Source organism: Stutzerimonas sp. C6.4V, from assembly GCF_058536345.1.
In genome coordinates, this window is sequence record NZ_JBZUBM010000001.1 from 537,139 (window position 1) to 561,276 (window position 24,138).

The 24,138-nt window shown below is 63.4% G+C and carries 20 protein-coding genes; 6 read left to right on the top strand and 14 right to left on the bottom strand.

Features of this window, described 5'->3' with window-relative positions:
• Positions 1-51: 51 nt before the first annotated feature.
• Positions 52-957, top strand: a complete 906-nt coding sequence (locus tag AC4LFW_RS02560) for an ATPase (RefSeq protein ID WP_491817530.1) — start codon at positions 52-54, stop codon at positions 955-957.
• Positions 958-1,034: 77 nt separating this feature from the next.
• Here AC4LFW_RS02560 and AC4LFW_RS02565 read toward each other — a convergent pair whose 3' ends face one another.
• From AC4LFW_RS02565 to hmpA, 6 genes are all read right to left on the bottom strand, one after another.
• Positions 1,035-2,927: an autotransporter outer membrane beta-barrel domain-containing protein gene (locus AC4LFW_RS02565; protein WP_491820103.1), complete on the bottom strand. Its 1,893-nt coding sequence runs from the start codon at positions 2,925-2,927 to the stop codon at positions 1,035-1,037.
• A gap of 194 nt (positions 2,928-3,121) precedes the next feature.
• Entirely contained in the window at positions 3,122-4,321 is a 1,200-nt protein-coding gene (gene pncB / locus AC4LFW_RS02570; protein WP_491817532.1) for a nicotinate phosphoribosyltransferase, read from the bottom strand.
• A 28-nt stretch (positions 4,322-4,349) separates the two neighbouring features.
• Positions 4,350-4,529: a hypothetical protein gene (locus AC4LFW_RS02575; RefSeq protein WP_491817534.1), complete on the bottom strand. Its 180-nt coding sequence runs from the start codon at positions 4,527-4,529 to the stop codon at positions 4,350-4,352.
• Positions 4,530-4,739: 210 nt separating this feature from the next.
• Positions 4,740-4,916 (bottom strand): con-10 family general stress protein, encoded by a 177-nt coding sequence (locus AC4LFW_RS02580; RefSeq protein ID WP_019342274.1) that lies wholly within the window; start codon positions 4,914-4,916, stop codon positions 4,740-4,742.
• Positions 4,917-5,150: 234 nt separating this feature from the next.
• Positions 5,151-5,384, bottom strand: a complete 234-nt coding sequence (locus AC4LFW_RS02585) for a hypothetical protein (protein ID WP_491820104.1) — start codon at positions 5,382-5,384, stop codon at positions 5,151-5,153.
• 54 nt (positions 5,385-5,438) lie between these two features.
• Entirely contained in the window at positions 5,439-6,617 is a 1,179-nt protein-coding gene (hmpA, locus tag AC4LFW_RS02590) for an NO-inducible flavohemoprotein (protein WP_491817536.1), read from the bottom strand.
• Between the two features lie 267 nt (positions 6,618-6,884).
• On the opposite strand from hmpA, the gene AC4LFW_RS02595 reads away from it, so the two are divergent.
• On the top strand, positions 6,885-7,109 hold the full coding sequence (locus tag AC4LFW_RS02595) for a DUF2188 domain-containing protein (protein WP_073300966.1): 225 nt from the start codon (positions 6,885-6,887) through the stop codon (positions 7,107-7,109).
• A gap of 269 nt (positions 7,110-7,378) precedes the next feature.
• Here the strand turns inward: AC4LFW_RS02595 and pyk are convergent, their stop codons facing one another.
• From pyk to gcl, 5 genes are all read right to left on the bottom strand, one after another.
• Positions 7,379-8,794: a pyruvate kinase gene (gene pyk, locus AC4LFW_RS02600; protein ID WP_491817539.1), complete on the bottom strand. Its 1,416-nt coding sequence runs from the start codon at positions 8,792-8,794 to the stop codon at positions 7,379-7,381.
• A gap of 39 nt (positions 8,795-8,833) precedes the next feature.
• The gene (locus tag AC4LFW_RS02605; RefSeq protein ID WP_491817540.1) at positions 8,834-10,105 is read right to left on the bottom strand and encodes a glycerate kinase type-2 family protein; all 1,272 of its coding nucleotides are present in this window, start codon (positions 10,103-10,105) and stop codon (positions 8,834-8,836) included.
• Between the two features lie 444 nt (positions 10,106-10,549).
• A complete protein-coding gene (locus tag AC4LFW_RS02610; RefSeq protein WP_491820105.1) occupies positions 10,550-11,503 on the bottom strand; it encodes a 2-hydroxy-3-oxopropionate reductase in 954 nt (317 codons plus the stop codon).
• 7 nt (positions 11,504-11,510) lie between these two features.
• A complete protein-coding gene (hyi, locus tag AC4LFW_RS02615) occupies positions 11,511-12,293 on the bottom strand; it encodes a hydroxypyruvate isomerase (RefSeq protein ID WP_491817542.1) in 783 nt (260 codons plus the stop codon).
• A 177-nt stretch (positions 12,294-12,470) separates the two neighbouring features.
• Positions 12,471-14,252, bottom strand: coding sequence for a glyoxylate carboligase (gene gcl / locus AC4LFW_RS02620; RefSeq protein ID WP_491817543.1), 1,782 nt, complete (start codon positions 14,250-14,252; stop codon positions 12,471-12,473).
• Positions 14,253-14,366: 114 nt separating this feature from the next.
• Between gcl and AC4LFW_RS02625 the strand changes: the two genes are divergently transcribed.
• The 3 genes from AC4LFW_RS02625 to AC4LFW_RS02635 all read left to right on the top strand — a co-directional run bounded on the left by AC4LFW_RS02625 (position 14,367) and on the right by AC4LFW_RS02635 (position 17,717).
• Complete coding sequence (locus AC4LFW_RS02625) at positions 14,367-15,275, top strand: LysR family transcriptional regulator (RefSeq protein ID WP_491817545.1); 909 nt, start codon at positions 14,367-14,369, stop codon at positions 15,273-15,275.
• Between the two features lie 62 nt (positions 15,276-15,337).
• Positions 15,338-16,180: an exodeoxyribonuclease III gene (xth, locus tag AC4LFW_RS02630; protein ID WP_491817547.1), complete on the top strand. Its 843-nt coding sequence runs from the start codon at positions 15,338-15,340 to the stop codon at positions 16,178-16,180.
• A 253-nt stretch (positions 16,181-16,433) separates the two neighbouring features.
• Entirely contained in the window at positions 16,434-17,717 is a 1,284-nt protein-coding gene (locus AC4LFW_RS02635) for a sensor domain-containing phosphodiesterase (RefSeq protein WP_491817549.1), read from the top strand.
• Between the two features lie 19 nt (positions 17,718-17,736).
• Here the strand turns inward: AC4LFW_RS02635 and AC4LFW_RS02640 are convergent, their stop codons facing one another.
• Genes AC4LFW_RS02640 through AC4LFW_RS02650 form a run of 3 tightly spaced genes read right to left on the bottom strand, consistent with a single transcriptional unit; the run spans position 17,737 to position 21,865 of the window.
• Entirely contained in the window at positions 17,737-19,113 is a 1,377-nt protein-coding gene (locus tag AC4LFW_RS02640; RefSeq protein ID WP_491817551.1) for an efflux transporter outer membrane subunit, read from the bottom strand.
• The gene (locus AC4LFW_RS02645; RefSeq protein WP_491817553.1) at positions 19,110-20,291 is read right to left on the bottom strand and encodes an HlyD family secretion protein; all 1,182 of its coding nucleotides are present in this window, start codon (positions 20,289-20,291) and stop codon (positions 19,110-19,112) included. The genes AC4LFW_RS02640 and AC4LFW_RS02645 overlap by 4 nt, the downstream gene beginning before the upstream one ends.
• Positions 20,288-21,865 (bottom strand): MFS transporter, encoded by a 1,578-nt coding sequence (locus AC4LFW_RS02650; RefSeq protein WP_491817555.1) that lies wholly within the window; start codon positions 21,863-21,865, stop codon positions 20,288-20,290. The genes AC4LFW_RS02645 and AC4LFW_RS02650 overlap by 4 nt, the downstream gene beginning before the upstream one ends.
• A 457-nt stretch (positions 21,866-22,322) precedes the next feature.
• On the opposite strand from AC4LFW_RS02650, the gene AC4LFW_RS02655 reads away from it, so the two are divergent.
• Positions 22,323-23,939, top strand: a complete 1,617-nt coding sequence (locus AC4LFW_RS02655; RefSeq protein ID WP_491817557.1) for a class I adenylate-forming enzyme family protein — start codon at positions 22,323-22,325, stop codon at positions 23,937-23,939.
• Positions 23,940-24,138 lie beyond the last annotated feature (199 nt).

Here is a 24,138-nt window from a genome sequence, read left to right on the forward strand (position 1 = left end):
GAATCGTTATACTGCGCGCTGTCTCTCGCTTCGCGCCCTTGAAGGTATCCCATGCGCAACGACGCTCACGATGAACTGGACCATGTCCCCAGCCTGACCGCCGGTCGTGACCGCGACGGTCCTTATCCACCGCCGGAACTGGAGCCGGTTCGCAGGTCGGCAGGTGGCTACCCCGAGGACAAGCGATCCCGATCGAAGCGCCGCAATGTCAGCACCGCGCCGCTATGGATAATGATCGTCGCGCTGTTCTGTGCGCTGGGCGCCCTGGGCTGGTGGAGCATGCAACAGATGTCGCGTCTGGAGGCGCAACTGGTGGCGACTCAGGAGAGCTTCGCGCGTATCAGCGAGGATGCAGCGGGCCGATTGCAGGATATCTCCGGCAAATTCGTTGCGACTGAATCCAGCATCACCACCGAAGGCGAGGCGTTGAAGCTGCGCCTCAAGCAGCTGGAGAAACAGGCGCTCGACCTGGCCGAACAGCAGCGCGCCATCACCACGCAACAGCAGAGTCTGACGGGCAAGCAGGGCAACCAGGACCAGCGTCTGGACGAGCAGGCCAAGCGCGTCGAGGCGGTGGGCAACGATGTGCGGGCCCAGCAGGGCGCGACCGCAGCGCTGGCTGAAAGCGTGAAATCCCTGAGCAGCGAGCAGGCCGCGCTCGGCTCCGCGGTAGACAGCCTCAAAGGCTCCGTCGATGGAATCGAAAAGCTGTCCTCGCGACTGGACGGGATGAGCAGGGACATCGCCGCGTTGAAGCAGAAAGGCGATTCCAGCCAGGCCATCAACCGTCTCGAGCAGGATCTGCTTATCTTGCGCAGCGAGCTGGACAACCGGCCAACCCCCACGCCGGGCGTGAACACCGGTGAGTTCGATTCCTTCCGTGCGCAGATGACCCGCACCATCAATACGCTGCAGGGGCAGATCGCCAATCTTCAGCAGCAGATCGACCAGCGCTGAGCAGGTCAGCAAACAGTAAAAGCCGCTGCGTATCGGGCGCAGCGGCCAGGCACTGAAGCCAAACGAGGGTCAGCCGCTTAGAGATCCAGTGCCAGCGACAGGTTGACGCCCTGGTTGCGGTTGTCGTTTCCCTGGTAGTTGTAGTTCGCGCGAACGCTGAGGCCCTGGGTCAGCTGGTGGGCGACACCCAGGCTGAAGCGGGTCTGGTCACCTGTCGGGATAGCACCAGGCAGCTCGAAGCTATTGTTCGCCACGCTGTTCAGCGACATGCGCAGGTCCTCGCGCTGCTCGTCCTCTCGCTCGACCTCCCGGGCCACTTCGGCAAACAGACGAGTGCGTTCGGTCAGCGCATAGTTGCCAAACAGGCCGGCCGACAGGCGCAGCGATTCCAGCTCCTGGTCTTCGTAAGTCAATGCCGTGGAACTAACGCCTTTCTCGCTGTAACCATCCACATCCACTTTCTGGTAGCTGGCGCCGATGAACGGGCCGAACTGCAGGGGATCGCCCATCTGCATCAGGTTGAAACCGGTCTTGGCCGACGCTCCCCAGAGCATCCCTTCGGTGCTGCCTTTTTCGGTTCGCTCGCTGATGCCCAGTGCGAAGCGGCGATCCAGCGAGTCGTAGTCCAGATAGCCGGCGCTGATGCTGAAGTCGGCAAAGAATCGGTCCTGCTGGTAGCTGGCGAACGCGCTGGCCAGGTAGCTGCGCATGTCGTAGTCAGAATCCGCTTCACCAAGGCTCAGGGAATTCTGCGCCAGGCCCAGGCTCAGCCCTGCCAGCCAGGCATCGCTGAGCCGGTTGCTGGCACCGATTGCCAGGGCCGGACTGCTGCCGTCGCCTCCTCCGAAGCCATCGTATTCGGGACGGTTATAGCCGCCCTGGACGAAGGTCCGCCAGGCGCCGACCGATTGCCAGTTGCCGCGCTGGGCAGTCAGTTCAGCGTCCAGCATCTGCAGATGATTACGCAGGGCGGAACGGCCCATTTCCGGCAGAAGCGATATCTCGGCTGGAGCCGCCAGGATGGAATAGATGTAATCGGCGCTGATCTGGTGCACCGCAGTGGTCGGGTGTACGGCGTCGTTGAATAGCAGGCGGCTTGGATCGGCGTTGGCGTTGGTGTTGTTGACGAGACTGGTCAGGCCATAGGTGGGATCGCTCGGGCAGTCGTCCCCGCTGAAGCACACACTGTCCTGGTCGACAGTCGGATCGAAGCCGTAACGTGCCAGGTCGGCGCGTACCTCCGAGAGCAGAAGCCGATTGTTCAGCAGCACATAATTGCCACCCTGGGCCTGAAGGCCGGCAGCCAGCTCGGCATTGAAGGCATCGCTGAGACCGTTCAGGACGGTACCGAAGCCAGGCAGGCTGTTGCCCAAAGGCGTGTCGCCGACATCCGGCAGGTCCGAAATGACGATGTAACGGGCGCCGGCAGCCTGCAGCGCGCCAACTGCCTCGACCATGTTGCCGGCGGCCTGCGCCATGGTTACGGGGTTGGTCGCGAGCTGGAAGATGTCGTTGGCGCCGCCATTGAGGTAGTACAACCCGTCTGGATCGACCTGCGGGTTTTCCACCAGATACCCGGGGCGGCTGCGGGACAGACCACCTGCCGCGACGGTCGAGGTACCAACGAGCGAATCGAGAATCTGGTCCGAACGGTATCCCCCTACTGCGTAGTTGGTCCCGTCCGGGTTGCCGGTCAGGATGCGCGGCAGCAGAGGTGTCGACGGCAGCGACTGCAGGCCCAGGCGATTGGCAAGTCGCTGAGTAGCGACCAGACCGAAATATTCGGTGTTGTCAGCTTCGTAGGTCGGGCCGGTACGGTTGGTGAAGCGCAGCCCGCCTGTCGGGTTTCCACTTCGCAACGGACTTCCGACGTCGGGAAAATTGCCGGCATCGCTGAGCGAGTCGCCGAAATTGACGAACTGGCTGTATGGACTGGTTTGAGCATTCGCAGCAACTGACAGGCTCGCCATGACCACGGCAAGTGCTAGGGGTTTGATAAGGATTCGCACTGGTAGACTCCTTCTTGTTGTAGTTATCCGGCAGCCGAAGCTGCCTTGGCCAATCCAAGCTAACCGCCGCTGCCGGTTGGCATAATCGCTCCAAAGCGTCATTTGGCGGTCGGCTGCGTGTCGCACTAACGGATGAGTGGCGCTATGCGCTGCTCTCAGCGACCCACCGAAAAGACATGCTTGAGGTAGGTGACGAAGGCTTCGTCCCGGCACATGGTCTTGCCCGGTGAGTCGGATATCTTCGCCACCGGCTGGCCGTTGCAGCTGGTCATCTTGATCACCATGTTGGTTGGCTCGACACCCGGTATGTCGCAGGTCAGCTGAGTGCCGATGCCGTAGCTGGTATTGCTGCGCCCTGCGAGAGCCCGGTAGATGCCCAGTGCCTTGGGGAAGTCCAGCCCATCGGAAAACACCAGTTGCCGCGTCATCGGGTCGATGCCCAGCCGCCGGTAATGAGCGATGGCCTTTTCTGCCCACTCCACCGGATCACCGGAATCATGGCGCAGACCGTCGAACAGCTTGGCCAGGTACAAATCGAAGTCGGCGGTAAAGGCATCCATGGTGATGCAGTCGGTGATGGCGATGCCCAGCGCGCCACGGTACTCACGGGCCCAGCAGTCCAGCGCCGCGCTCTGGCTGTCGATCAGCCTTGGGCCGAGTTGCTGGTGCGCCATGATCCATTCATGAGCCATCGTGCCCATGGGCTTCAAGTCCAGGGTACGGGCCAGATGAACGTTGCTGGTACCGACGAAGTTGCCGGGAAACGCCTCCTTGAGTCGCCTGACCACAGCGGCCTGGACACTGAAGGAAAAACGTCGGCGGGTGCCGAAATCGGCAAGCCTGAACCCCGACAGTTCCTCGGGCGTGGCTTCGTTGCGCAGCCACTCCAGTTTCTCCTCCAGCCGGTCGCATGCCTGGTCCAGCGTTACCTGTGGATAGCGCACACGGTTGCGTACCTCGCTGATGATCGCCAGCAACGGCACCTCGAACAGGATCACATGCAGCCAGGGGCCGCGCAGGTAGACCACCAGCTCGCCGCCTTCGAGTTCGACCCGTACGTAACGGGGATCGAAGCGAAACAGGCCGAGAAAGCGGATGAAGTCCGGCTGCATATAGGGAATGCGTTCGAGAAACGCCAGCTCGGCCGGTTCGAAACGAAGCTCCGCCAGGGCTTCCATCTGCTCGCGGATAGCGTCTATATAGAGGCTCAGGTCTTCTTCGGAGCGGCTGCGAAAGGCCCACTCCACTTCGGCGTTCGGGTAGTGATGCAGCACGGCCTGCATCATGGTCAGCTTGTAGTAGTCGGTATCCATCAGGCTCTGGATGATCCGGTCGGAAAACGCGCTGACGCTCATAGGGTGCTCCTGAAGTCCGTGGCAGATTTCAGGCCCCGCCGATGCCTTCGACCACCTTACCGCTACCGCCACAGTTTTGGCATTCCTGGGAGTCGATACGGCCGCTGCCCTGGCAGGCCGGGCAGATGTTCTCGCCTGTCCCAGGGGTGTCGGGCGGTGCCTGATCGCCTGGATTGGTGGTCGTGGTTGCGTCGGTTTTGATATTCATGCCGTCGTGACTCCTCGATTTCTGCGCCTTGTAGAAGGCTGGGACGACCGGGTCGGGCCTGCTTCTGCGCCTATGCGATAGTTATATGCAGAAGTTGTCTGGTCGGGTGACGATCTATTGTCGCGTTGTATTAAGTTTTCATGTTTCAAACGGCAAAAATAAAAAAAAGGCAAAGATTAAAAACCTTTGCCTTTTTTCAGCTGAATATACTTAGCTATTGCTGTTGCGACCGCCACCGTGGCTGTTCTGGCCCCCTTTGCGGCCCGCTTCCGACGCTTTTTCCCGGTCGTTGGCAAAGTTACCACCACTGTTGTGACCGCCTTTCTTGCCGGCTTCCGATGCTTTTTCTCGGTCGTTAGCAAAGTTGCCAGGATTTTTGTTCGCCATGTCTAACTCTCCTCAATGGATACAGACTTTTGCGGGGGCTGAACAACTTCATCAGCCTTCAAGGTTTCAGAGCGAGCTTCCCTCTCAGGAGTTTCCAGCAAAGAACAAGCGGCAGACGAATGGTAACTAACCGGGTAATCGGATATGTGCGTTCGTGAAACTTCAGCGAAACGGCAGCCTTTTACCGAAGTTGGCTTTTGTATAACTTCCTGTCCAAATATATTTTTTAGCGGGTCAGGCTACGAGATCAAGGTGACGCTGTGCGGCCAGGCGCATGACGTAGCCGACCTTGAGCGCGGTCGGCCCGAGAATGACCAGGGCGTGGCTGGCAACCACCGCGCCCAGGGCAAGGTAGTGGTCGAAAACATAGGCGCCGGTGACGCCGAGGATGAGCAGGGCGAGTCCTGTCACCATGCCCAGGTTGGCCAGTATCAGCAGGCGGTGAGGTTCAATCGGATGCAGGGTCATCATTGGCGTACCTCGTTGTGTGCGGGCCTGTCTGGGCAGGCCCATGGATTACGCTTACTCCAGCTCGGCCGCCGGGCCGAAGAACTCGTACCGGGCCTGATGGTCAGGAACGCCCAATGCACGCAACTGCCGGCGGATCGCCGCCATGAAGGGCTTGGGTCCCAGGAAATAGGCGTCGAGATCGCGATCGGCCGGTAACCAGCGGGCGAGGCGTTCTTCGGTCATGAAGCCGATAGCGTCGGGTTGCGCTGCTTCATCATCATGTTCGTCATAGCAGTAAAACCGCTTAAGCTGGCTATGTTGGTTGGCGAGGTTGTCAATCGTCTCGCGGAACGCGTGGGCGCCAACATTGCGCGCGCAATGGATGAAATAGATGGGCCGCTTCGTGTCGATCGCGGCTTCCAGCATCGCCAGCGTAGGCGTGATGCCCACACCACCGCTGATCAGTACCAGCGGCTTGTTGCCGGGTTGCAGGGTGAAGTCGCCGGCTGGTGCGAACAGGTCAAGGCGGTCGCCGGGCACCATCCGATGCAGTGCGCTGGATGCGACGCCACCAGGTTCCCGCTTGACGCTGATCCGGTAATTTCGACCGTTGCTGGCCGCGGACAGCGAGTAGTTGCGACGCACTTCGTGGCCGTCGACCAGCAGCCGCAGGCCGATGTACTGACCGGGCGCATGCGCGACCACCGGCCCGCCGTCCTCCGGTTCCAGGTAGAACGAGGAGATCTCGTTGCTTTCGGCAACCTTGCGGGCGATACGGAAACGTCGGGCACCCCGCCAGCCGCCGGGAGCTTCGGCTGTCTGGCGATAGAGCTGTTCCTCGGTGCCGATGAGGATGTCGGCGAGCTGCGCATAGGCTGCGCGCCAGGCCTCGATGACCTCGTCGGTGGCGATCTCGGCACCCAGTACCTCGCGGATCGCCCGCAGCAGGCAGTTGCCGACGACAGGGTAATGTTCCGGCAGGACCTGCAGGGCCACATGCTTGTTGACCACCTGCGAAACCAGCCCGCCAAGCTGATCGAGGCGGTCGATGTGCTTGGCGTACATCAGCACACCCTGGGCCAGGGCGCGCGGTTGATCGCCGCTGGCCTGGTGCGCCTGGTTGAACAGGGGCCGAACCTCGGGATGCTCGGCCAGCATCATTTTGTAGAAATGGTCGGTCAGGGCTTCGCCGCCGCTTTCCAGTAGCGGGACGGTAGCTGTGATAAGGGCACGTTGTTCAGCGCAAAGCATAAGGACTCCGGTTGTTGATGACACCGTCTCTCATGGCGCTGCGCTGATTTCAGGCAGCTGGGACAGGTTGCAGTGGTCGTTACAAGAAGCGTTCCAGTCTCGAATTGACTGAAATCAAGGCTTGCGTGGTGGGGTTGGTAGTTAAGACCCTGTTGGTGAGGGTCTTAGGAACCCAGTCAGGGTATTTATAACCCTGAAAAATGTGATCGAACCGTCATGTATGCCAGCGTTCTATAGCTTCATCTATCGCTGAATGACGGAGGCAACATGGAGAACTACCACATCACGCACGATGACGATCGCTGGGTACTGCGTGAGGAAGGTGACAAGCGCGCACTGCTCGAAGCGGCGACCAAGGAAGACATCATCAACGAGACACGCGACTACATGAAGTTGCGCACCGCCTCGGTAAAGATCCATACCCTCGACGGCAAGATCGAAGAGGAGCGGACCTATCCGCGGGATCAGGATCCACGCGCGACCAAGGGCTGAGGGACAGATCGGCTGCTATTCCAGCAGGCGTCGGCGTCCCAGCTTGCCCAGCGAGCGAGGATGAATCGCATGGTAAGAGCTGGGATGCCGATCAGCTCGAAGGCCTGCCTGCCGACGATCGCCAGCGCAATACCCGGCGCTGGCGCCACTGCTGAGCGGTGCACCTGGCTCAATGCAAGTGCCTCGAGGGAGGGGTTTTAGCCCGCCACCCCGGCCAGCGCCTGAGCTTCGCACATTCCCCTCCATCGGCGCAGGCAGTGCTGGACGAGCTAGCCGAGCGTTTCGATGCGCAGCGAGTTGGTCGTGCCAGACTGCCCCAGCGGCACACCCGCTGTGATCAAAACGGTGTCGCCCGTGCCGGCCATGCCTTGCGCACGGGCCTGATCAAGGGCGTTGAGGCACACCTGTTCCATGTCATACATGCGTGCGTCGATCGCCGAGTAGACGCCCCAGGCCACGGTCAGCTTGCGTGCGGTCGCCAGATTTGGCGTCAAGCTGAGTATCGGGGCGCCCGGTCGCTCGCGTGAGGCGCGCAGGCTTGAACGGCCTGATTCGGTGTAATTCACCAGCACGGCGATGGGCAGAATGCCGCTGATACGGCGGATCGCGCAGCTGATGGCATCCGGTAAGGTCGCTTCGGCATTGGGTCGATTGACGTCGAGCTGGGCCTGGAAGTCCGGACCGCTTTCCACCTGACGAATTATCTTGCTCATCATGCCCACGGCTTCCAGTGGGTACTCGCCGGATGCGGTTTCGGCCGAAAGCATCACCGCATCGGCACCCTCGGCTACAGCGTTGGCCACGTCGGTGACTTCGGCACGGGTCGGAGCAGGGGAGAAGCGCATCGACTCCAGCATCTGGGTGGCGACCACCACCGGCCTGCCCAGGTGGCGGCAGGTGCGGACGATGTTGCGCTGGATACGTGGGACATTCTCGGCCGGCACTTCGACGCCCAGATCACCGCGAGCCACCATGATCGCGTCGCTGAGCCGCGCAATTTCCCGCAGGTGCTGCACGGCCGAAGGCTTTTCGATCTTCGCCATAAGGAAGGCACGGTCGCCTATCAGCCCGCGGGCTTCGTGAATATCCTGCGGACGCTGGACGAAGGACAGCGCCACCCAGTCGACGCCCAGCTCCAGGCCAAACGCCAGGTCGCGACGATCCTTCTCGGTCAGGGAACTCAGCTCTAGCACGGCCTCGGGTACGTTCACACCCTTGCGGTCGGACAGCTCCCCACCGGCCACCACCCGCGTATCGATGGCATCGGCGTGCTTGGCAATCACCGTCAGGCGCAGACGGCCGTCGTCCACCAGCAGGCTCATTCCGGGCTGGAGCGCATCGATGATTTCCGGATGAGGCAGGTTGACCCGGCTACTGTCGCCCGGTGTCGGGTCAAGATCCAGGCGCAGGGCCTGGCCACGGGTGAGGGTTACCTTGCCTTCGGCGAAACGACCGACCCGCAGCTTCGGACCCTGGAGGTCCATGAGGATGCCGATCGGCTGATTGATCCGACGTTCCACTTCGCGAATCCAGCCGAAGCGTTCGGCATGGTCGGCGTGCTCGCCATTGCTGAAATTCAGGCGGAACAGGTTCACACCGGCATCGACCAGATCGCGCACATCATCGATGCTGCGGGTGGCAGGTCCCAGTGTGGCGAGAATCTTGACCTTCTTGTCGGGCGTCATGGCAGGCTCTTTGGGCTGGAGTCGTTATGTGCCGACCCGCTAGCGGGACGACGGCAGGATCAGGATGGCGCGGAAATCGTTGACATTGGTCCGTGTCGGCCCGGTCATCAGCAGCGCATCGAGCGCCTGGAAGAAACCATAGCCGTTGTTGTCCGCCAGCTCGTCGGCGGCTTTCAGGCCAAGGGCTTCGGCGCGGGCATAGCTGTCCGGGGTCATCAGGGCGCCGGCGTTGTCTTCCGAGCCGTCGATGCCGTCGGTGTCGCCTGCCAGCGCGTAGACGTCTGGTAGCCCCTGGAGGTTTTCTGTCAGGCCCAGAAGAAATTCGGCATTGCGACCGCCGCGGCCGTTGCCGCGCACCGTTACGGTGGTTTCACCGCCGGAGAGGATCACACAGGGCGGGGCGATCGGTTGGCCGTGCAGCACCACCTGTCGGGCGATGCCGCCGTGGACCTTGGCGACTTCCCGCGCTTCGCCTTCCAGGTCGCCGAGGATCAGCGGCGTGATACCGGCGGCGCGGGCCTTTTCGGCTGCCGCATCAAGGGACTGCTGGGGCTTGGCGATCAACTGGAAATGGCTGCGAGACAGGCAAGGGTCATCTGCCTTGACTGTTTCCGAGCGCGGGTCTTCCAGCCAGGCGCGCACGTTCGCGGGAATCTCGATGTGGTAGCGCGCCAGAATCGCCAATGCCTGGGCCGAGGTGGTCGGGTCCGCCACGGTCGGGCCGGAGGCAATGACTGTCGCCTCATCACCCGGAACGTCGGAAATCGCATAGGTGTAGACGCTCGCCGGCCAGCAGGCCTTGGCCAGACGGCCACCCTTGATCGCCGAGAGGTGCTTGCGTACGCAGTTCATCTCGCCGATGTGGGCGCCGGAGCGCAGCAGCGCCTTGTTGATGGCCTGCTTGTCGGCAAGGCTGATGCCTTCGGCTGGCAGTGCCAGGAGTGACGAGCCGCCGCCAGAGAGCAGAAAGATCACCCGGTCGCTTTCCTCGAGGTTGCTGACCATTTCCAGCACACGGCGGGCGACGCGCTCACCGGCATCGTCCGGCACCGGATGCGCGGCCTCGACCACCTCGATCTTGCGGCAGTCAGCACCATGACCATAACGCGTCACCACCAGACCGGAGAGTTCGCCTTCCCATACCGCTTCGATGGCTTCGGCCATTGCCGCCGCGGCTTTGCCTGCACCAATTACGATGGCGCGGCCGCTGCGGTCCGCTGGCAAATGCTCGGCCAGTACCTGGCGCGGGTGGGCCGCGTCGATGGCGGCGGTGAACAGGTCGCGCAGCAAGGCTTGCGGGTCGAAAATCATCTGAAGCTCCTTGTCGAAAGGGTGCCGCCCCGAGGGCAGCGGTTGAACCACACGCCTGGCGTTAGTCCGATGACGGAAGCGCCTGCGGCGATTCCATCCTACCCATTTACCAATCGCGCCGTCCGCTCTCGGACGTAGCCAGGATCAGCCGAAGGCGTAATCCGGGTTTTGGAGCATAAGATTTTGGGTTCGACCCACCCGGCAGTCGGGCCGTGACTCCTCGTGCCGGGCAGGTCGAAAGGGTGCCGCCCGAGGGCAGCGATCGGATCGCAGATGCGCAGGGCTGAGGTTGTGGGGGACGCTGTGATTCCGACCCCTTGCAACTGCAATCCGACCCTTTGAGCATCGCTGCGCCAAGCGTTGCGGTTCCCACCACCTGGTCTGTCTGTCCCTGAAGGCGGGACGCGTGGCTCGGCACAGCGCGCTCGAAGGCTGAGGTTTCTGTTAGTCCTTGCGGATCGAGAAGTTGGCCATGTGCTCCAGCCCCTTGATCAGTGCCGAGTGATCCCAGCCGCTGCCGCCGATCGCCGCGCAGGTGCTGAACACCTGCTGGGCGTTGGCGGTGTTGGGCAGGTTCAGGCCCAGCTCGCGGGCACCGGCCAGGGCGAGGTTGAGGTCCTTCTGGTGCAGGGCAATGCGGAAGCCCGGATCGAAGGTGCCCTTGATCATGCGCTCGCCGTGGACCTCGAGGATCTTCGAGCCGGCGAAGCCGCCCATCAGCGCTTCGCGGACACGGGCCGGGTCGGCGCCGTTCTTCGCGGCGAACAGCAATGCTTCAGCGACCGCCTGGATGTTCAGCGCCACGATGATCTGGTTGGCGACCTTGGCCGTCTGCCCGGCGCCGTTCTCGCCGACCAGGGTGATGTTCTTGCCCATGGCCTGGAAGAGCGGCAGGGCGCGGGCGAAGCTCTCTTCGCTACCGCCGACCATGATCGACAGCGTCGCAGCCTTGGCGCCGACTTCGCCACCGGAAACCGGCGCGTCGAGGTAGCGGGCACCCGTGGCATCGATCTTCTCGGCGAAGCCCTTGGTGGCGCTGGGCGAGATCGAACTCATGTCGATCACCAGCTTGTTCGGGCCGACGCCCTCGGCGATGCCGTTCTCGCGGAACAGCACGTCTTCGACCTGCGGGGTGTCCGGCACCATGATGATGATGAATTCGGCTTCCTGAGCGACTTCCTTCGGGTTCGCCAGGGCGACGGCGCCTGCCTCGATCAGCGCGGCCGGGGCGGCATCGTGGTGGGTTGAAACAAAAAGGTTGTGGCCGGCTTTTTGGAGGTTTTGAGCCATGGGCAGGCCCATGATGCCGGTGCCGATAAATCCGATCTTAGCCATGTGTGTTCTCCTCGATTTTGTGGGGCAGGCCGCTGCTCGGCCTGCGTTGCGGCGTGACCGCAGGTAGCGGTCAGATGGCGTTGTGGCTCTTCAGCCAGCCGAGGCCTGCTTCGGTGGTGGTCGCCGGCTTGTATTCGCAGCCGACCCAGCCCCCGTAGCCGATGCGGTCCAGGTGCTCGAACAGAAAGCGGAAGTTGATCTCGCCGGTGCCCGGTTCGTTACGGCCCGGGTTGTCGGCCAGCTGCACATGGTTGATGGCCGCCAGGTTGGTTTCGATGGTCCGCGCCAGGTCTCCTTCCATGATCTGCATGTGGTAGATGTCGTACTGCAGGAACAGGTTGGGGCTGCCGACCTTGCCGCGAATCTCCTGTGCCTGGGAGGTGTTGTTGAGAAAGAAGCGCGGGATATCGCGGGTGTTGATCATCTCCATCACCAGGCGGATGCCGGCCTCCTCGAGCTTCTGCGCGGCGTAGCGCAGGTTTTCGATAAAGGTGATTTCCAGCTGGCCGAGATCGGCGGCACGCGGGGCGATGCCGGCCAGGCAGTTGACCTGGGTGTTGCCCAGCACCTTGGCGTAGGCGATGGCCTTGTCCACGCCGGCGCGGAACTCCTCGACCCGCTCCGGCAGGATGGCGATGCCACGCTCGCCGCCGGCCCAGTCACCGGCCGGCAGGTTGAATAGCACCTGGGTCAGCTTGTTGGCATCCAGCTGAGCCTTGATCTGCTCGGCAGGGAAGTCATAGGGGAACAGGTACTCGACACCGGAAAAGCCGGCCTCGGCGGCAGCGGCGAAGCGGTCCATGAAGTCCATTTCGGTAAACAGCATGGACAGGTTGGCGGCAAAGCGGGGCATGGGTAACTCCTTGTGATCTGTACGGATCAGTTCGGTGGATGTTCTGCGCGATATCCACCCTACGGTTTCAGCGGTGTTGCATTTGGTGGATATGCTTCGCGATATCCACCCTACGGGTCCGAAGTGCTCCTGCCCGTAGGGTGGAAGACCGCGAAGCGTCTTCCACGCGTGGGTGGTTCAGTCCAGCAACCCAACCGCCGTCGGCGCATCTGCCCGGCCTGCGGCCAGCGGCTCGAACTCGTTGATGGCATCGATCTCGGTGCCCATGGCGATGTTGGTGACCCGCTCGAGAATCACCTCGATCACCACCGGCACCTGGTGCTCGGCCATCCAGGCCTGGGCCTGTTCGATGGCCGGGCGCAGGTCTTCCTGCTTGAACACGCGGATCGCCTTGCAGCCGAGGCCCTCGACCACCGCGACGTGATCGACGCCGTAGCCTTCCATGCCGCTCTGGTCGGCATTGATGTTCTCGAAGCCCAGCTGCACGCAGTAATCCATCTCGAAACCGCGCTGCGCCTGGCGGATCAGGCCGAGGTAGGCGTTGTTCACCAGGATGTGCAGGTAGGGCAGCTTGAACTGCGCGCCCACGGCCAGTTCCTCGATCATGAACTGGAAGTCGTAGTCGCCCGAGAGCGCCACCACCTTGCGCGTCGGGTCCGCGGCCACCACACCCAGTGCGGCGGGGATGGTCCAGCCGAGCGGGCCGGCCTGGCCGCAGTTGATCCAGTGACGCGGCTTGTAGACGTGCAGGAACTGCGCGGCGGCAATCTGCGACAGGCCAATGGTGCTGACGTAGCAGGCGTCGCGGCCAAAGGCGTTGTTCATGCACTGATACACGCGCTGTGGCTTCATCGGCACGGATTCGAAATGCGTCTTGCGCAGCATCGTCCGCTTGCGTTCCTGGCAGTCGGCGGCCCAGGCATTGCGATCCGGCAGCTGGCCGGCGGCCTTGCGTTGCCTGGCGACTTCGACGAACAGGGCGAGCGCGGCACCGGCATCGGAGGTGATGCCGTAGTCGGGGGAAAACACCCGGCCGATCTGGGTCGGCTCGATATCTACGTGCACAAAGGTGCGGCCCTGGGTGTAGACATCGACCGAACCGGTGTGGCGGTTGGCCCAGCGGTTGCCGATGCCAAGCACGAAGTCCGAGGCCAGTAGGTTGGCGTTACCGTAGCGGTGGCTGGTCTGCAGCCCGCACATGCCGGCCATCAGCGGATGATCGTCGGGGATCGAGCCCCAGCCCATGAGCGTTGGGATCACCGGCACGCCAAGGGTCTCGGCGAATTCCACCAGCAAGGCTTCGGCGCCGGCGTTATAGATGCCGCCCCCGGCCACGATCAGCGGACGTTCGGCGGCGCAGAGCATGTCGATGGCTTTCTCGATCTGCTTGCGGGTGGCGGCCGGCTTGTAGACAGAAAGCGGCTCGTAGGTTTCGACGTCGAACTCGATCTCGGCCATCTGCACGTCGAACGGCAGGTCGATCAGCACCGGGCCGGGGCGACCGGAGCGCATCACGTGGAAGGCCTGCTGGAACACGCGCGGGACCAGCGCCGGCTCACGCACGGTCACGGCCCACTTGGTGACCGGCTTGGCGATGGACTCGATGTCCACGGCCTGGAAGTCTTCCTTGTACAACCGCGCACGCGGCGCCTGGCCGGTGATGCAAAGGATAGGTATCGAATCGGCCCAGGCGGAGTAGAGACCGGTGATCATGTCGGTACCGGCCGGACCCGAGGTGCCGATGCATACGCCGATGTTGCCCGCCTTGGTGCGGGTGTAACCCTCGGCCATGTGCGAGGCGCCCTCGACGTGGCGAGCGAGGATGTGACGAATGCTGCCGTCGGCCCGCAGGGCGGAATACAGCGGGTTGATCGCGGCACCGGGGATGCCGAAGGCGGTGTCGATGCCTTCCTTGCGCAACACCGCGACGGCGGCATCGATTGCTCTCATTCGGGCCATGGGTCGTTCCTCTTCGGTAACTCGATAGTTTTTATACGTGGCCTAAGCATGAAGGGCTGGCCAGAGTGAGGGAATTGGCCGAAACTTCAGTTCTGTCGATATCAGGAGTATCGAATGGATCGCTACACGACCCTGCACAGCTTCGTACTGGTCGCCGAGAGCGGCAGCTTCGCCGCCGCTGCGCTGAAGGAGGGCGTGACGCCGGTGGTCATGGGCCGCCGGTTGGACACGCTGGAACGGCACCTGGGCGTCAAGCTGATGCACCGCTCGACGCGCGGGCTGGCACTGACCGATCTGGGCGAGCAGTACCTGGAGCGCGCCCGCGGGTTGCTCAAGGAATTCGAGGAGGCCGATGCCAGCATCAGCCACCACGGAACTTCGGTTCGCGGCCATCTGGTGGTATCGGCCCCGGCGGCATTCGGTCGCCGGCACATCGGCCCGCACGCACCGGCCTTCCGGGCGCGCTATCCGGATTTGCAACTGTCATTCAACTTCACCGACAGCGTGGTGGACCTGGTGCGTCATGGCTACGACATGGGCATCCGCATCGGTGAGGTGACCGACCCCAACTACGTGGCCATCAAGCTGTTTCCCAATCGCCGTGTGGTCTGCGGTGCGCCGGATTATTTCGAGCGCCAGGGCGTGCCGCGAACGTTGGAAGACCTGGCGCGGCACAACTGCCTGGCGTTCAACCTGCAGGGCGGACAGCAGCGCGGTTGGACCTTCCTGCGCGACGGCAAACAGGTGGCGATCCGCGTGGCCGGTAACCTGGACTGCAACGACGGTGAACTGTTGTTCGACTGGGTCAAGCAGGGCCTGGGTATCGGCTGGCGTTCGACCTGGGAGATCCAGGCAGAACTCAAGCGTGGTGAGTTGGTGACGGTGCTCGACGAGTATGCCTTGCCGGCCTATGACATCCAGGCCGTCTACCCGCAGCAACGCTACCTGCCGGCCAAGGTGCGCTATTTCATTGACTACCTGAAGGGCGTCTACAACGCACCGGGGTATTGGGAGGTGCGCTGAGGCGAACCTCGCCGCGCCGGGACGAGTCACAACAAGGGTCATCGACCGGTGCGAGGCTACCTGTGGACTCCTTGAAAATCGCCACCTTCAATATCAACGGCATCCGCGCGCGCCGGGCCAACCTGCTCGAATGGCTGGAGCGCGAGCAGCCCGACGTGGTCTGCCTGCAGGAACTGAAGGCGCAGGACGCCGACTTTCCCATCGATGACATCCGCGCCGCCGGTTATGGCGCCATCTGGCAGGGGCAGAAGTCCTGGAACGGCGTGGCGATCCTCGCCAAGGGCGACGATCCGCTGGAGATCCGCCGTGGCCTGCCGGGCGACCCGGACGACACCCACAGCCGCTATCTCGAAGCCGCCGCGCATGGCGTTATCGTGGCCTGCCTCTATTTGCCCAACGGCAACCCGCAGCCGGGGCCGAAGTTCGATTACAAGCTGAGTTGGTTCGAACGTTTCATCGAGCACGCAGCGGGCCTGTTCACCAACGGCCACCCGGTGGTCCTGGCCGGTGACTACAACGTGGTGCCAACCGACGAGGACATCTACAACCCGAAGTCCTGGCGAAAGGATGCGCTGCTCCAACCCGAAAGCCGGGAGTGCTTCGAGCGCCTGCTGGCTCAGGGTTGGACGGATGCCTTGCGCGCCAAGTACCCGGACGAGCGCATCTACACCTTCTGGGATTATTTTCGCCAGCACTGGCAGAAGAATTCCGGACTGCGCATCGACCATCTCCTACTGAGCGCCGATCTGGCGCCGCGACTGGTCGATGCCGGCGTTGATCGCTGGGTACGTGACCAGGAACATGCCAGCGACCACGCGCCGACCTGGATTACCCTGCGCGGTGAGGCGGCGAAGGACAAGCCTGAGCCGGCCAAGCGCAGCAAGGGCAAGGCGGAGGGTCGCTAGCATGTTCTGCCGAGCGCAATCGTGTCGACGGCTGCTCTGATCCGCCAGCAGAGTGAGCGGCGGCTGTGCGAATCGCCGGTGTGAACCGCACGTACGGCAAGGGCCAGTCGTCGCCGGTTTGCCAGCGCCAGCGGCCGTACCAGTAGTATCTGGAGCAAGCCTGTGAGGCTAGCTTTGGATGACGCGGTTTGCAGTCGCTGTATTTGTATTCATCGCGGCTGGGCATTGGCGGGCGTCGATGAGGAGAGGCTTCATGACTGAGAATTTCATCCCAAACCATTTCCATCATTCCGCGATGACCGACGATTCCGCAGCCATTCTGCTCCGGCTCGAAGGGAGCAACCTTTCCCTGAGCGAGATGCTCACCGAAGCGCTGCATTCAGTGCGCACCCACCTGGGCATGGATGTGGCGTTCATCAGCGAGTTTCGAGGCGGGATGCGCGTTTTTCGTTATCTCGATGGCAATTTCGTGCCGCTGAAACTCTCGGTGGGAAGCGCCGGCCCGCTGGAAGACAGCTATTGCCAGCGAGTCGTGGACGGCCGGTTGCCGGAACTGATCCCGGATGCCGCTCTGCTGCCCGAGGCGCTTGCGCTGCCGGTGACGCGAGAGCTGCCCGTGGGTGCCCACCTTAGCGTGCCGCTGCGTTTCAGCGATGGGCGCCTGTACGGTACTTTCTGTTGCTTCAGCACGACAGCTGACGGCACCTTGAACGAGCGCGATCTGAACACCTTGCGGTTGTTTGCCGAATTTGCAGGGCGTTTGCTTGAACGCCATGCGCGCAGCGAAATGGTCTACAGCGAGACGCACGCGCGAATCCGATCGGTGCTGAGTGAGCGGGCCTATTCGACGGTCTACCAGCCGATCGTCCATCTGCTTGAAAACCGAATCGTGGGGTTCGAGGCGCTGGCCCGGTTCAGCGCCTCCCCCAGGCGCAGCCCCGACCAGTGGTTCGCCGAAGCCGGTTCGGTCGGCTTGCAGCAGGACCTGGAAATTGCACTGATAGAAGAAGCGCTCAAGGGGCTCGCCTTTCTTCCCGAGCATACTTACCTGTCGCTCAACGTATCTCCCGCCACGGTGCTCAGCGGTGCGCTGGCGGCGGCGCTTGCCAGCCAGTCGCTCGATCGGCTGATGCTGGAAGTTACCGAACATGCCTCGATTTCTGATTACGCGCAGATCGCCGACACGCTCGAACCCCTGCGCAAGCAGGGCTTGCGGCTTGCGGTGGATGACGCCGGCGCCGGTTACGCCAGTTTTCGCCACATCCTCCGGCTCAAACCGGACGTGATCAAGCTGGACGGAAGCCTCATCCGCAACATCGACAGCAACACCGACTGCCGCGCGCTGGCTGCCGCCCTGGTCCGCTTCGCCGAAGAAACAGGCAGCAAGGTGGTGGCCGAATGCATCGAGACCGAGGCGGAGCTGGCAGTGCTTCGCGTGCTCAAGGTGAACAAGGCGCAGGGCTACCTGCTCGGGCGCCCGGCGCATATCACCGCGCCGGTCTCAGCGGCATTTGACGGATCGGCCGTTGCCGGCTGAGCGTTGCCTGCATTTGCTGTCAGGGCTCGGCTTGCCAGCCACCCCCAAGCACCTGATACAGGGTGATCAGCGCGTTGAGCCGGCTTTCGCGTAGCTGCACGGCTGCCAGCTCGGTGTTGAACAGGTTGCGCTGGGCATCGAGGGTCTCCAGATACGACGAGTAGCCCGCGCGGTAGCGGTCCTCGGCGTAGGTCAGGGAACGCTCGAGGACGGCTCGGCGAGCGGCGACGCGGGCGAATTGCTGGCGCAGGTTACTGACCGCCGAGAGGCTGTTTTCCACTTCCCTGAAGGCGTTCAGCGCCGCAGCGCGGTAGGCGAAAGCCGCCTGGTTACGCTGGGCGACGGCAATGTTCACGCCCGCCTCCAGCCGCCCGGCATCAAAGATAGGCGCGAGCACACTGGCGCCCAGATCCCAGACGCGCACCGGGTCGTAGTCGAGCGAGTTGACGAAGAGCTGGCCGAGACTGGCGGACAGCTGTACCTGGGGCAGGAATCGGTCACGCTGGGCCTGCAGGTTCAGGCTGCTGGCCGCGAGCAGCAGCTCGGCCTGCTGGATGTCCGGGCGCCGCCGCAGCAGCTCCGAAGGCAGCACGCCCGGCACCGGAGGCGGCTCGATGGCCAGCAGCCCGGCGCCGCGCTCCACGTCCCCTGGGAATCGCCCGGCGAGCAGGCGCAGGGCATTTTCCTGCTCCCGGATCGCCTGTTGCAGTTGCGGCAGCAATTCGGCGGCGGCTTCGTATTCCGATTGCGCCTGGCTCAGCTCCAGCTGCGAGGTGTAGCCGAGGCTGGCGCGATCCTCGGCGACGCGCAGCGCCTCCTGTCTTGAATCGACGGTTTCGCGCGTGACGTAGAGCTGGCGGTCCAGTGACAACAACGACACATAGGCACGGGCAGTAGTGCTTGCCACTGCCAGCCGGACAGCGTCTCGCTCGGCCTCGGTCGCGCGGTATTGCAACTGCGCCGCTTCCCTCAGCCGCCGCAGCCGACCCCAGAGGTCTACTTCGTAGGACACCTGCAGGGCTGGCTGCACGGCGGTGGTATGCGTAATGCCCAGTACGCTGAGCTCGCGGGTGCGTTGCGCTCCCAGCGCAGCGTCCAGCGACGGCATGAGCGCGGCGCGGGACAGCTGGATCTGTTCGCGTGCCTGTTCGACGCGCGAGGCCGCGCTCAGTATGTCGGTGTTTTGCGCCAGTGCCGCCTCCACCAGCGCCGTCAACTGAGGATCACCGAACGCCTGCCACCAGGTCGCGGATAGCTCGACCCTGTTCGATCCCGGTTCCCGCCAGTCTGCCGGCGCAGTGAACGCCGCTTCAGGCGGAAGCGGCTGGCGGGGCGGCATACAGCCAGCCAGCGTGACCAGCAGCAGGCCTGACAACAGACGGGGCAGGCCGGTCATTGTGCGCCATCCGCGGTGGATCGCTCCGCTGCCGCTGCCGCTGAGGCACCGGTGTCCACATGGGTGACCACCGACAGGCCGGGGCGCAGCCGCTTGGCGAGTGGCTGATCCGGGTCGATGGAAATACGCACCGGCACGCGCTGGACCACTTTGGTGAAATTGCCCGTTGCGTTATCCGGACGCAGCACGCTGAATTCCGAGCCGGTCGCTGGCGCCAGGCGCTGCACATGACCGCGCAGACGCGCGCCGTCCAGCGCATCGACTTCAATCTCGACCGGCTGACCGGGGCGCATGGCGTAGGTCTGGGTTTCCTTGTAGTTGGCGATCACCCAGAGCTGTTCCGGCACCAGATAGAGCAGCTGCGAGCCAGCCGTTACGTACTGACCCTGGCGCACCGTGACTTCGCTGACCTGTCCGTCACGCGGCGCCTCTATCACGGTGTTGTCCAGGTCTATCTGTGCGCGCTTGAGCGCCGACTCGGCGATCTCCACCTGCGCCTGCAGGCCGCCGCGTGAGACTTCGCTGGCCTTGAGCGTCTGTTCGGCGATGGCGATCGCGGCCCTGGCCTGCTGGACGTTGGCAGCCGCGGCGCGCGCGCTGGCGCGGATCTGATCGCGCTCACGGATGGAAACCGAGCCGCGCTGGGCCAGTTCATTGACCCGTTTTTCATCGGCCAGGGCTCGCTGCAGCTCTGCTTCGGCGGCGGACAACTCGGCGCGGCGCGACGCCAAGGTGGCCTGGTTGGAGGCAAGGGTCTGCTCGAGATTCTCCAGGTCGAAGCGCCGCGCCGCGAGTTCAGCGCGGCGCTGTTCGACCAGCTGGCGGTACTGCCGGTCATCGATACGCACCAGCGGTTCGCCCTTGGCGACCTGCTCGAAGTCCTGCACCAGTACCTCGGTCACATAGCCGTTGACCTGGGGTGCCAATACGGTGATCTGCCCGCGCACATAGGCATTCTCGGTGACCGCCACGCGGCCGCTGAACGGCCAGAGCTGCCAGGCATAGAGGATCGCCAGGACACCAACGATCGCCACCAGCAGCATCAGCAAGACCGAACGGCGGCTCGGCTTGATGGTTTTCGGCGGATCGTCAGGGGTCGGGCCGGCGTCGGTGGCAGCAGCAGTGGGCTGGGCCGGCTGAAGGTCTTCTTGTTCCTCGGCTTGGGTGCGTTCGCTCATGGAGAGGCGGCATTCCTGTTCTGCTGCGCAATGCGCAGGGTGCGATAGAGCGTCCAGCCGAACACGCCGATGGAAAGCATGCCGATCAGCCGGAATACGTCGTTGAAGGCCAGCACGTTGGCTTCCCGTGTGGCCGCTTGGCTCAGCTGCGCCGCACCCTGTGCCTGGCGCAGCCGAGGGTCGTTCTGGCGCGGTATCAGCGCCTGGCTCTGGGCCTGCAAGCGGCCGGCAACCCGCGGGTCGCCGGCCACCACCTGTTCGGTGAGATGGCTGGAGTGGTACTTCTCACGCATCACCTGATAGGTGCCGAACAGCGCTGGGGCCGCCAGGCCGCCGAGGCTCTGGGTCATGGTGAACAAGACGATGAAGGTCACCAGATAGTTCGGCCCGTTGCGCAAGGCTCGGCCGATGCCGGTGATCAGCAGCGGACCGAGAAACATGCCGCTGGCGAAGGCCAGCAGGCCCTGGCTGAGGAACATGTCATGTGGACGGGTCAGGTTGGTGGCATCGATGTCGAGAAAACTGGCGATCGCGATCAGCACGATGGACAACAGGATCTGCGGAAACGCCATCGACGGGCTGAAGGTCATGGCGCTGCCGGCAATGCCCATGACCAGGCCCAGCAGGATCACGGCGTACAGCGGCCGCAGTTGTTCGGTGCCCATGCCGAGGGTCTGCAGCAGGCCTACCGCGCCATAGGTCTGTTCGGACAGGAGCAGGCGTAGCGCCAGCGCGCCAAAGGCGAAGCGCAGCATCTCGGCGGTACCCAGCCAGCGGGTGTGCAGCAGCGGATTGCGTCGATGATGCTCGATCATGAAGGCCGCGCATATCAGCAGCAGCGCAGCGATGAGGGCGTAGCCCAGCCAGGGTTGCTCGGTCCACCAGAGGATGCGTCCCTGGGCCAGGACCCCGGCGATCAAGGCCAGCGCCGGTGCCAGCAGGGCAAAGGTCACGAAATCCAGCGGTTCGAACACCTTGATGCGCTCGCCCAGCGGCAGCTTGAGCACCACTACCGCCGCCAGCGAGCAGAGGGCCAGCCCGCTTTCGAACACATAGAGGCGGTGCCATTCACCCATGTCCAGCAGCGCCGGAGACATCAGCCAGGCCAGCGGCGTACCCAGCTGGGAGATACCGAAGCCGAAGATCACCCCTTTCGGCAGGCCGACCTTGCCGAACGCCTGCAGCATGTAGAACAGGCCGAGTGACGTGGTGGTCGCCGCAGCCAGACCGCTGGCGGCGCGCACGAACACGGCCATCTCCCAGCCTTCGACGAACACGTGGGCGATGCTCAGCAGGGCGTAGACGGTCAGACCGATCTCGGCGAAGCGGCGCAGCCCGTACTGCTGGCGGACCTTGATCACCAACAGGTTGGCCGAGACGTTGACCATGAAGTAGGCCGCCGGCAGCCAGGCGGCCTGCGACGGTGTCAGGCCCAGATCGCCCTGGATGCTTGGCAGGTTGGCGATGAACAGCGCATTGCCCAGGCCGCCGGTGATGCCCACCAGTACGGCCACGCAGGCATAGGCGATACGCAGCGGCATGGAATGCACCAGGATCGCCGGCGATCCGGGCATCGAAGGGCGCTCATGAGGCTCCCAGCGTGGAACGGGGGCAAGGTATTGCGGCATCTGGCAGGACTCGGGGGCTGATTTCTACTGGCCGGCGTGCTGCGACGGGTGGCGGCGATTCTCTTGGGACAATCGTGTGCGCGAAATGATTGGACATATTTGCTGGCAGATTCGATCTGCAGCATGACGAGCTTGGTAGACATAGGCTTACCGACGAAGACACGACCCACATGAATTGACGGACACTGGCGGCTGTGCAAAAGTCGGATCTGTCTTAACGGAATGATATTTCGCACTGCGAAACAGTGCGTCGTATTCACTCATTCGTTAGTCACCGCTACTACAACGACAAAACGGTCAGGACAATTGCCATGCGTACTCTTCATCGGGCGAGCATGCCCGGCCCTGCAACGCTGCCGAATCAAGGTCATGGGTATTCATTTCGCCAGAGTGAGGTGTCCTGATGCTCCTGTCACAGCCCAGGACGACCCCGGACGAGCTGATCAATGGGCGCTGGGCCAGCGAGCTGCTGGGCGAGTTGCCGGAACGCCTGAGCACGCGGGTGCTCCAGCGCGCCCTGCAAACGCCTGATCTGGCTGCGCTGGTCGAAGGCGATATACGTTGGAGCTATGCGGAACTTGCGCAAGAGATTCGCGCGACCGCGGCCTGGCTGACCGAGCTGGGTGTGCGCCCCGGCGACCGCCTGATGAGCGTGGGAGAGAACTGCAGGGCGCTGGTGGTGCTGCTGCTGGCGGCGAGCGAGCTGGATGCCTGGCTGGCCATCGTCAACGCCCGGCTGTCCGCCAGTGAGGTGGATGCGATCCGGGAAAACTGCGAGCCACGGCGCGTCTTCTACACCACGTCGGCTTCTGCCGAGGCGCAGGAGCACGGCGTGCGTCACGCGGCAGAGCGTATCGAGCATCGTCGATTGGGTGGCATGATGATCAGCCCGCTGGCCGAGACGGACCCTGAGCCGGTGCATGCCAGCGGCGCCAGGCAAGTGGCGGCGATGATCTATACCTCTGGCACCACCGGAACGCCGAAGGGCGTAATGCTGACGCACCGCGGCATCCTCTATATCGCCTCGATCTCAGGCGGCATGCGCCATCTCAGCGAAGGCCAGCGGGTATACGGTGTGCTGCCGATGTCGCACATCTTCGGGCTGGCTTCGGTGTGCATGGGCTCGCTCTACAATGGTGCCTGCCTGTATCCCGCGCCGCGTTTCGAACCGGCGGCGTTGCTGAAGGCGCTGGGCGAGGAGCGCATTACCGTGTTGCAGGGCGTGCCTGCCATGTACGCGCGGCTGTTGGACTATCTCAAACAGCAGGGCCTCTCGCTGCATGCGCCTGAGCTGATCTATATCTCCGCAGGTGGCTCGCCGCTCGATGGCGAGACCAAGCGGCGGGTCGAAGCCTGTTTCGGCATGACCCTGCACAACGGCTATGGACTGACCGAAGCCAGCCCGACCATCAGCCAGACGCGCATCGAAGACCGCCACACCAGCACCACGGTCGGCCGCGTCCTGCCGATGCTCGAATACCGCCTCGAGCCGCTGCAGAGTGCCGATGCCGATGCACCGGAGACGGGCGAATTGTGGGTTCGCGGTCCCAACGTCATGCGGGGCTACTTTCGCCAGCCGGAAGCGACCCGCGCCTGCCTGACGGAAGACGGTTGGCTGAACACCGGCGATATCGCCCGGGTCGACGACCATGGCGAGTTGTTCATCGTTGGGCGTAGCAAGGAGTTGATCATCCGTTCGGGCTTCAACATCTACCCGCCCGATGTCGAGGCGGTGCTCAATTCGCATCCGCAGGTCACGCTCTCGGCTGTGGTGGGACGGCAGATCCCCGGCAACGAGGAGGTGGTGGCCTTCGTCCAGTGTGCTGCAGGTGCAGACCTCACCGAAGCCGAACTGCTCAGCTTCGCGGCCGAGCGGCTGGCGCCCTACAAGCGGCCTTGCCAGATCGTGCTGGTAGAGGCGTTGCCGGCGACGGCGACTGGCAAGATTCTCAAGGGGAAGTTGCGGGAGCGGGCGCAGGGGATGGGTAGTCCTCTGGCGCCGTTGAGTTCGGCTGGTTAATGCCTTGGAGCGGCGAGGGAGTGAACGAACCCCGGCGAAGCCGGGGCCGGATGGCGGGGCAAGCGTTTTTGCTTACTTTTGGCGGGGCGGCCATCCGTGCGACTGAAAAAAGTGAGTCGCCCCGCAGGGCGAAACTCTGCCATCAGGCACCTTCGCATCAGCAGGGCGAAACCATGCCCTCAAACACCACCATTCGCCT

Coding starts and splice junctions, on each gene's coding strand:
- hyi (WP_491817542.1), bottom strand. CDS start 12,293: ATGCCCCGCTTTGCCGCCAACCTGTCCATGCTGTTTACCGAAATGGAC.
- AC4LFW_RS02605 (WP_491817540.1), bottom strand. CDS start 10,105: ATGATTTTCGACCCGCAAGCCTTGCTGCGCGACCTGTTCACCGCCGCC.
- AC4LFW_RS02645 (WP_491817553.1), bottom strand. CDS start 20,291: ATGAGCGAACGCACCCAAGCCGAGGAACAAGAAGACCTTCAGCCGGCC.
- AC4LFW_RS02565 (WP_491820103.1), bottom strand. CDS start 2,927: ATGGCGAGCCTGTCAGTTGCTGCGAATGCTCAAACCAGTCCATACAGC.
- AC4LFW_RS02575 (WP_491817534.1), bottom strand. CDS start 4,529: ATGAATATCAAAACCGACGCAACCACGACCACCAATCCAGGCGATCAG.
- hmpA (WP_491817536.1), bottom strand. CDS start 6,617: ATGCTTTGCGCTGAACAACGTGCCCTTATCACAGCTACCGTCCCGCTA.
- AC4LFW_RS02560 (WP_491817530.1), top strand. CDS start 52: ATGCGCAACGACGCTCACGATGAACTGGACCATGTCCCCAGCCTGACC.
- pncB (WP_491817532.1), bottom strand. CDS start 4,321: ATGAGCGTCAGCGCGTTTTCCGACCGGATCATCCAGAGCCTGATGGAT.
- gcl (WP_491817543.1), bottom strand. CDS start 14,252: ATGGCCCGAATGAGAGCAATCGATGCCGCCGTCGCGGTGTTGCGCAAG.
- AC4LFW_RS02635 (WP_491817549.1), top strand. CDS start 16,434: ATGACTGAGAATTTCATCCCAAACCATTTCCATCATTCCGCGATGACC.
- AC4LFW_RS02650 (WP_491817555.1), bottom strand. CDS start 21,865: ATGCCCGGATCGCCGGCGATCCTGGTGCATTCCATGCCGCTGCGTATC.
- AC4LFW_RS02585 (WP_491820104.1), bottom strand. CDS start 5,384: ATGACCCTGCATCCGATTGAACCTCACCGCCTGCTGATACTGGCCAAC.
- AC4LFW_RS02580 (WP_019342274.1), bottom strand. CDS start 4,916: ATGGCGAACAAAAATCCTGGCAACTTTGCTAACGACCGAGAAAAAGCA.
- AC4LFW_RS02625 (WP_491817545.1), top strand. CDS start 14,367: ATGGATCGCTACACGACCCTGCACAGCTTCGTACTGGTCGCCGAGAGC.
- AC4LFW_RS02655 (WP_491817557.1), top strand. CDS start 22,323: ATGCTCCTGTCACAGCCCAGGACGACCCCGGACGAGCTGATCAATGGG.
- AC4LFW_RS02640 (WP_491817551.1), bottom strand. CDS start 19,113: ATGACCGGCCTGCCCCGTCTGTTGTCAGGCCTGCTGCTGGTCACGCTG.
- pyk (WP_491817539.1), bottom strand. CDS start 8,794: ATGACGCCCGACAAGAAGGTCAAGATTCTCGCCACACTGGGACCTGCC.
- AC4LFW_RS02595 (WP_073300966.1), top strand. CDS start 6,885: ATGGAGAACTACCACATCACGCACGATGACGATCGCTGGGTACTGCGT.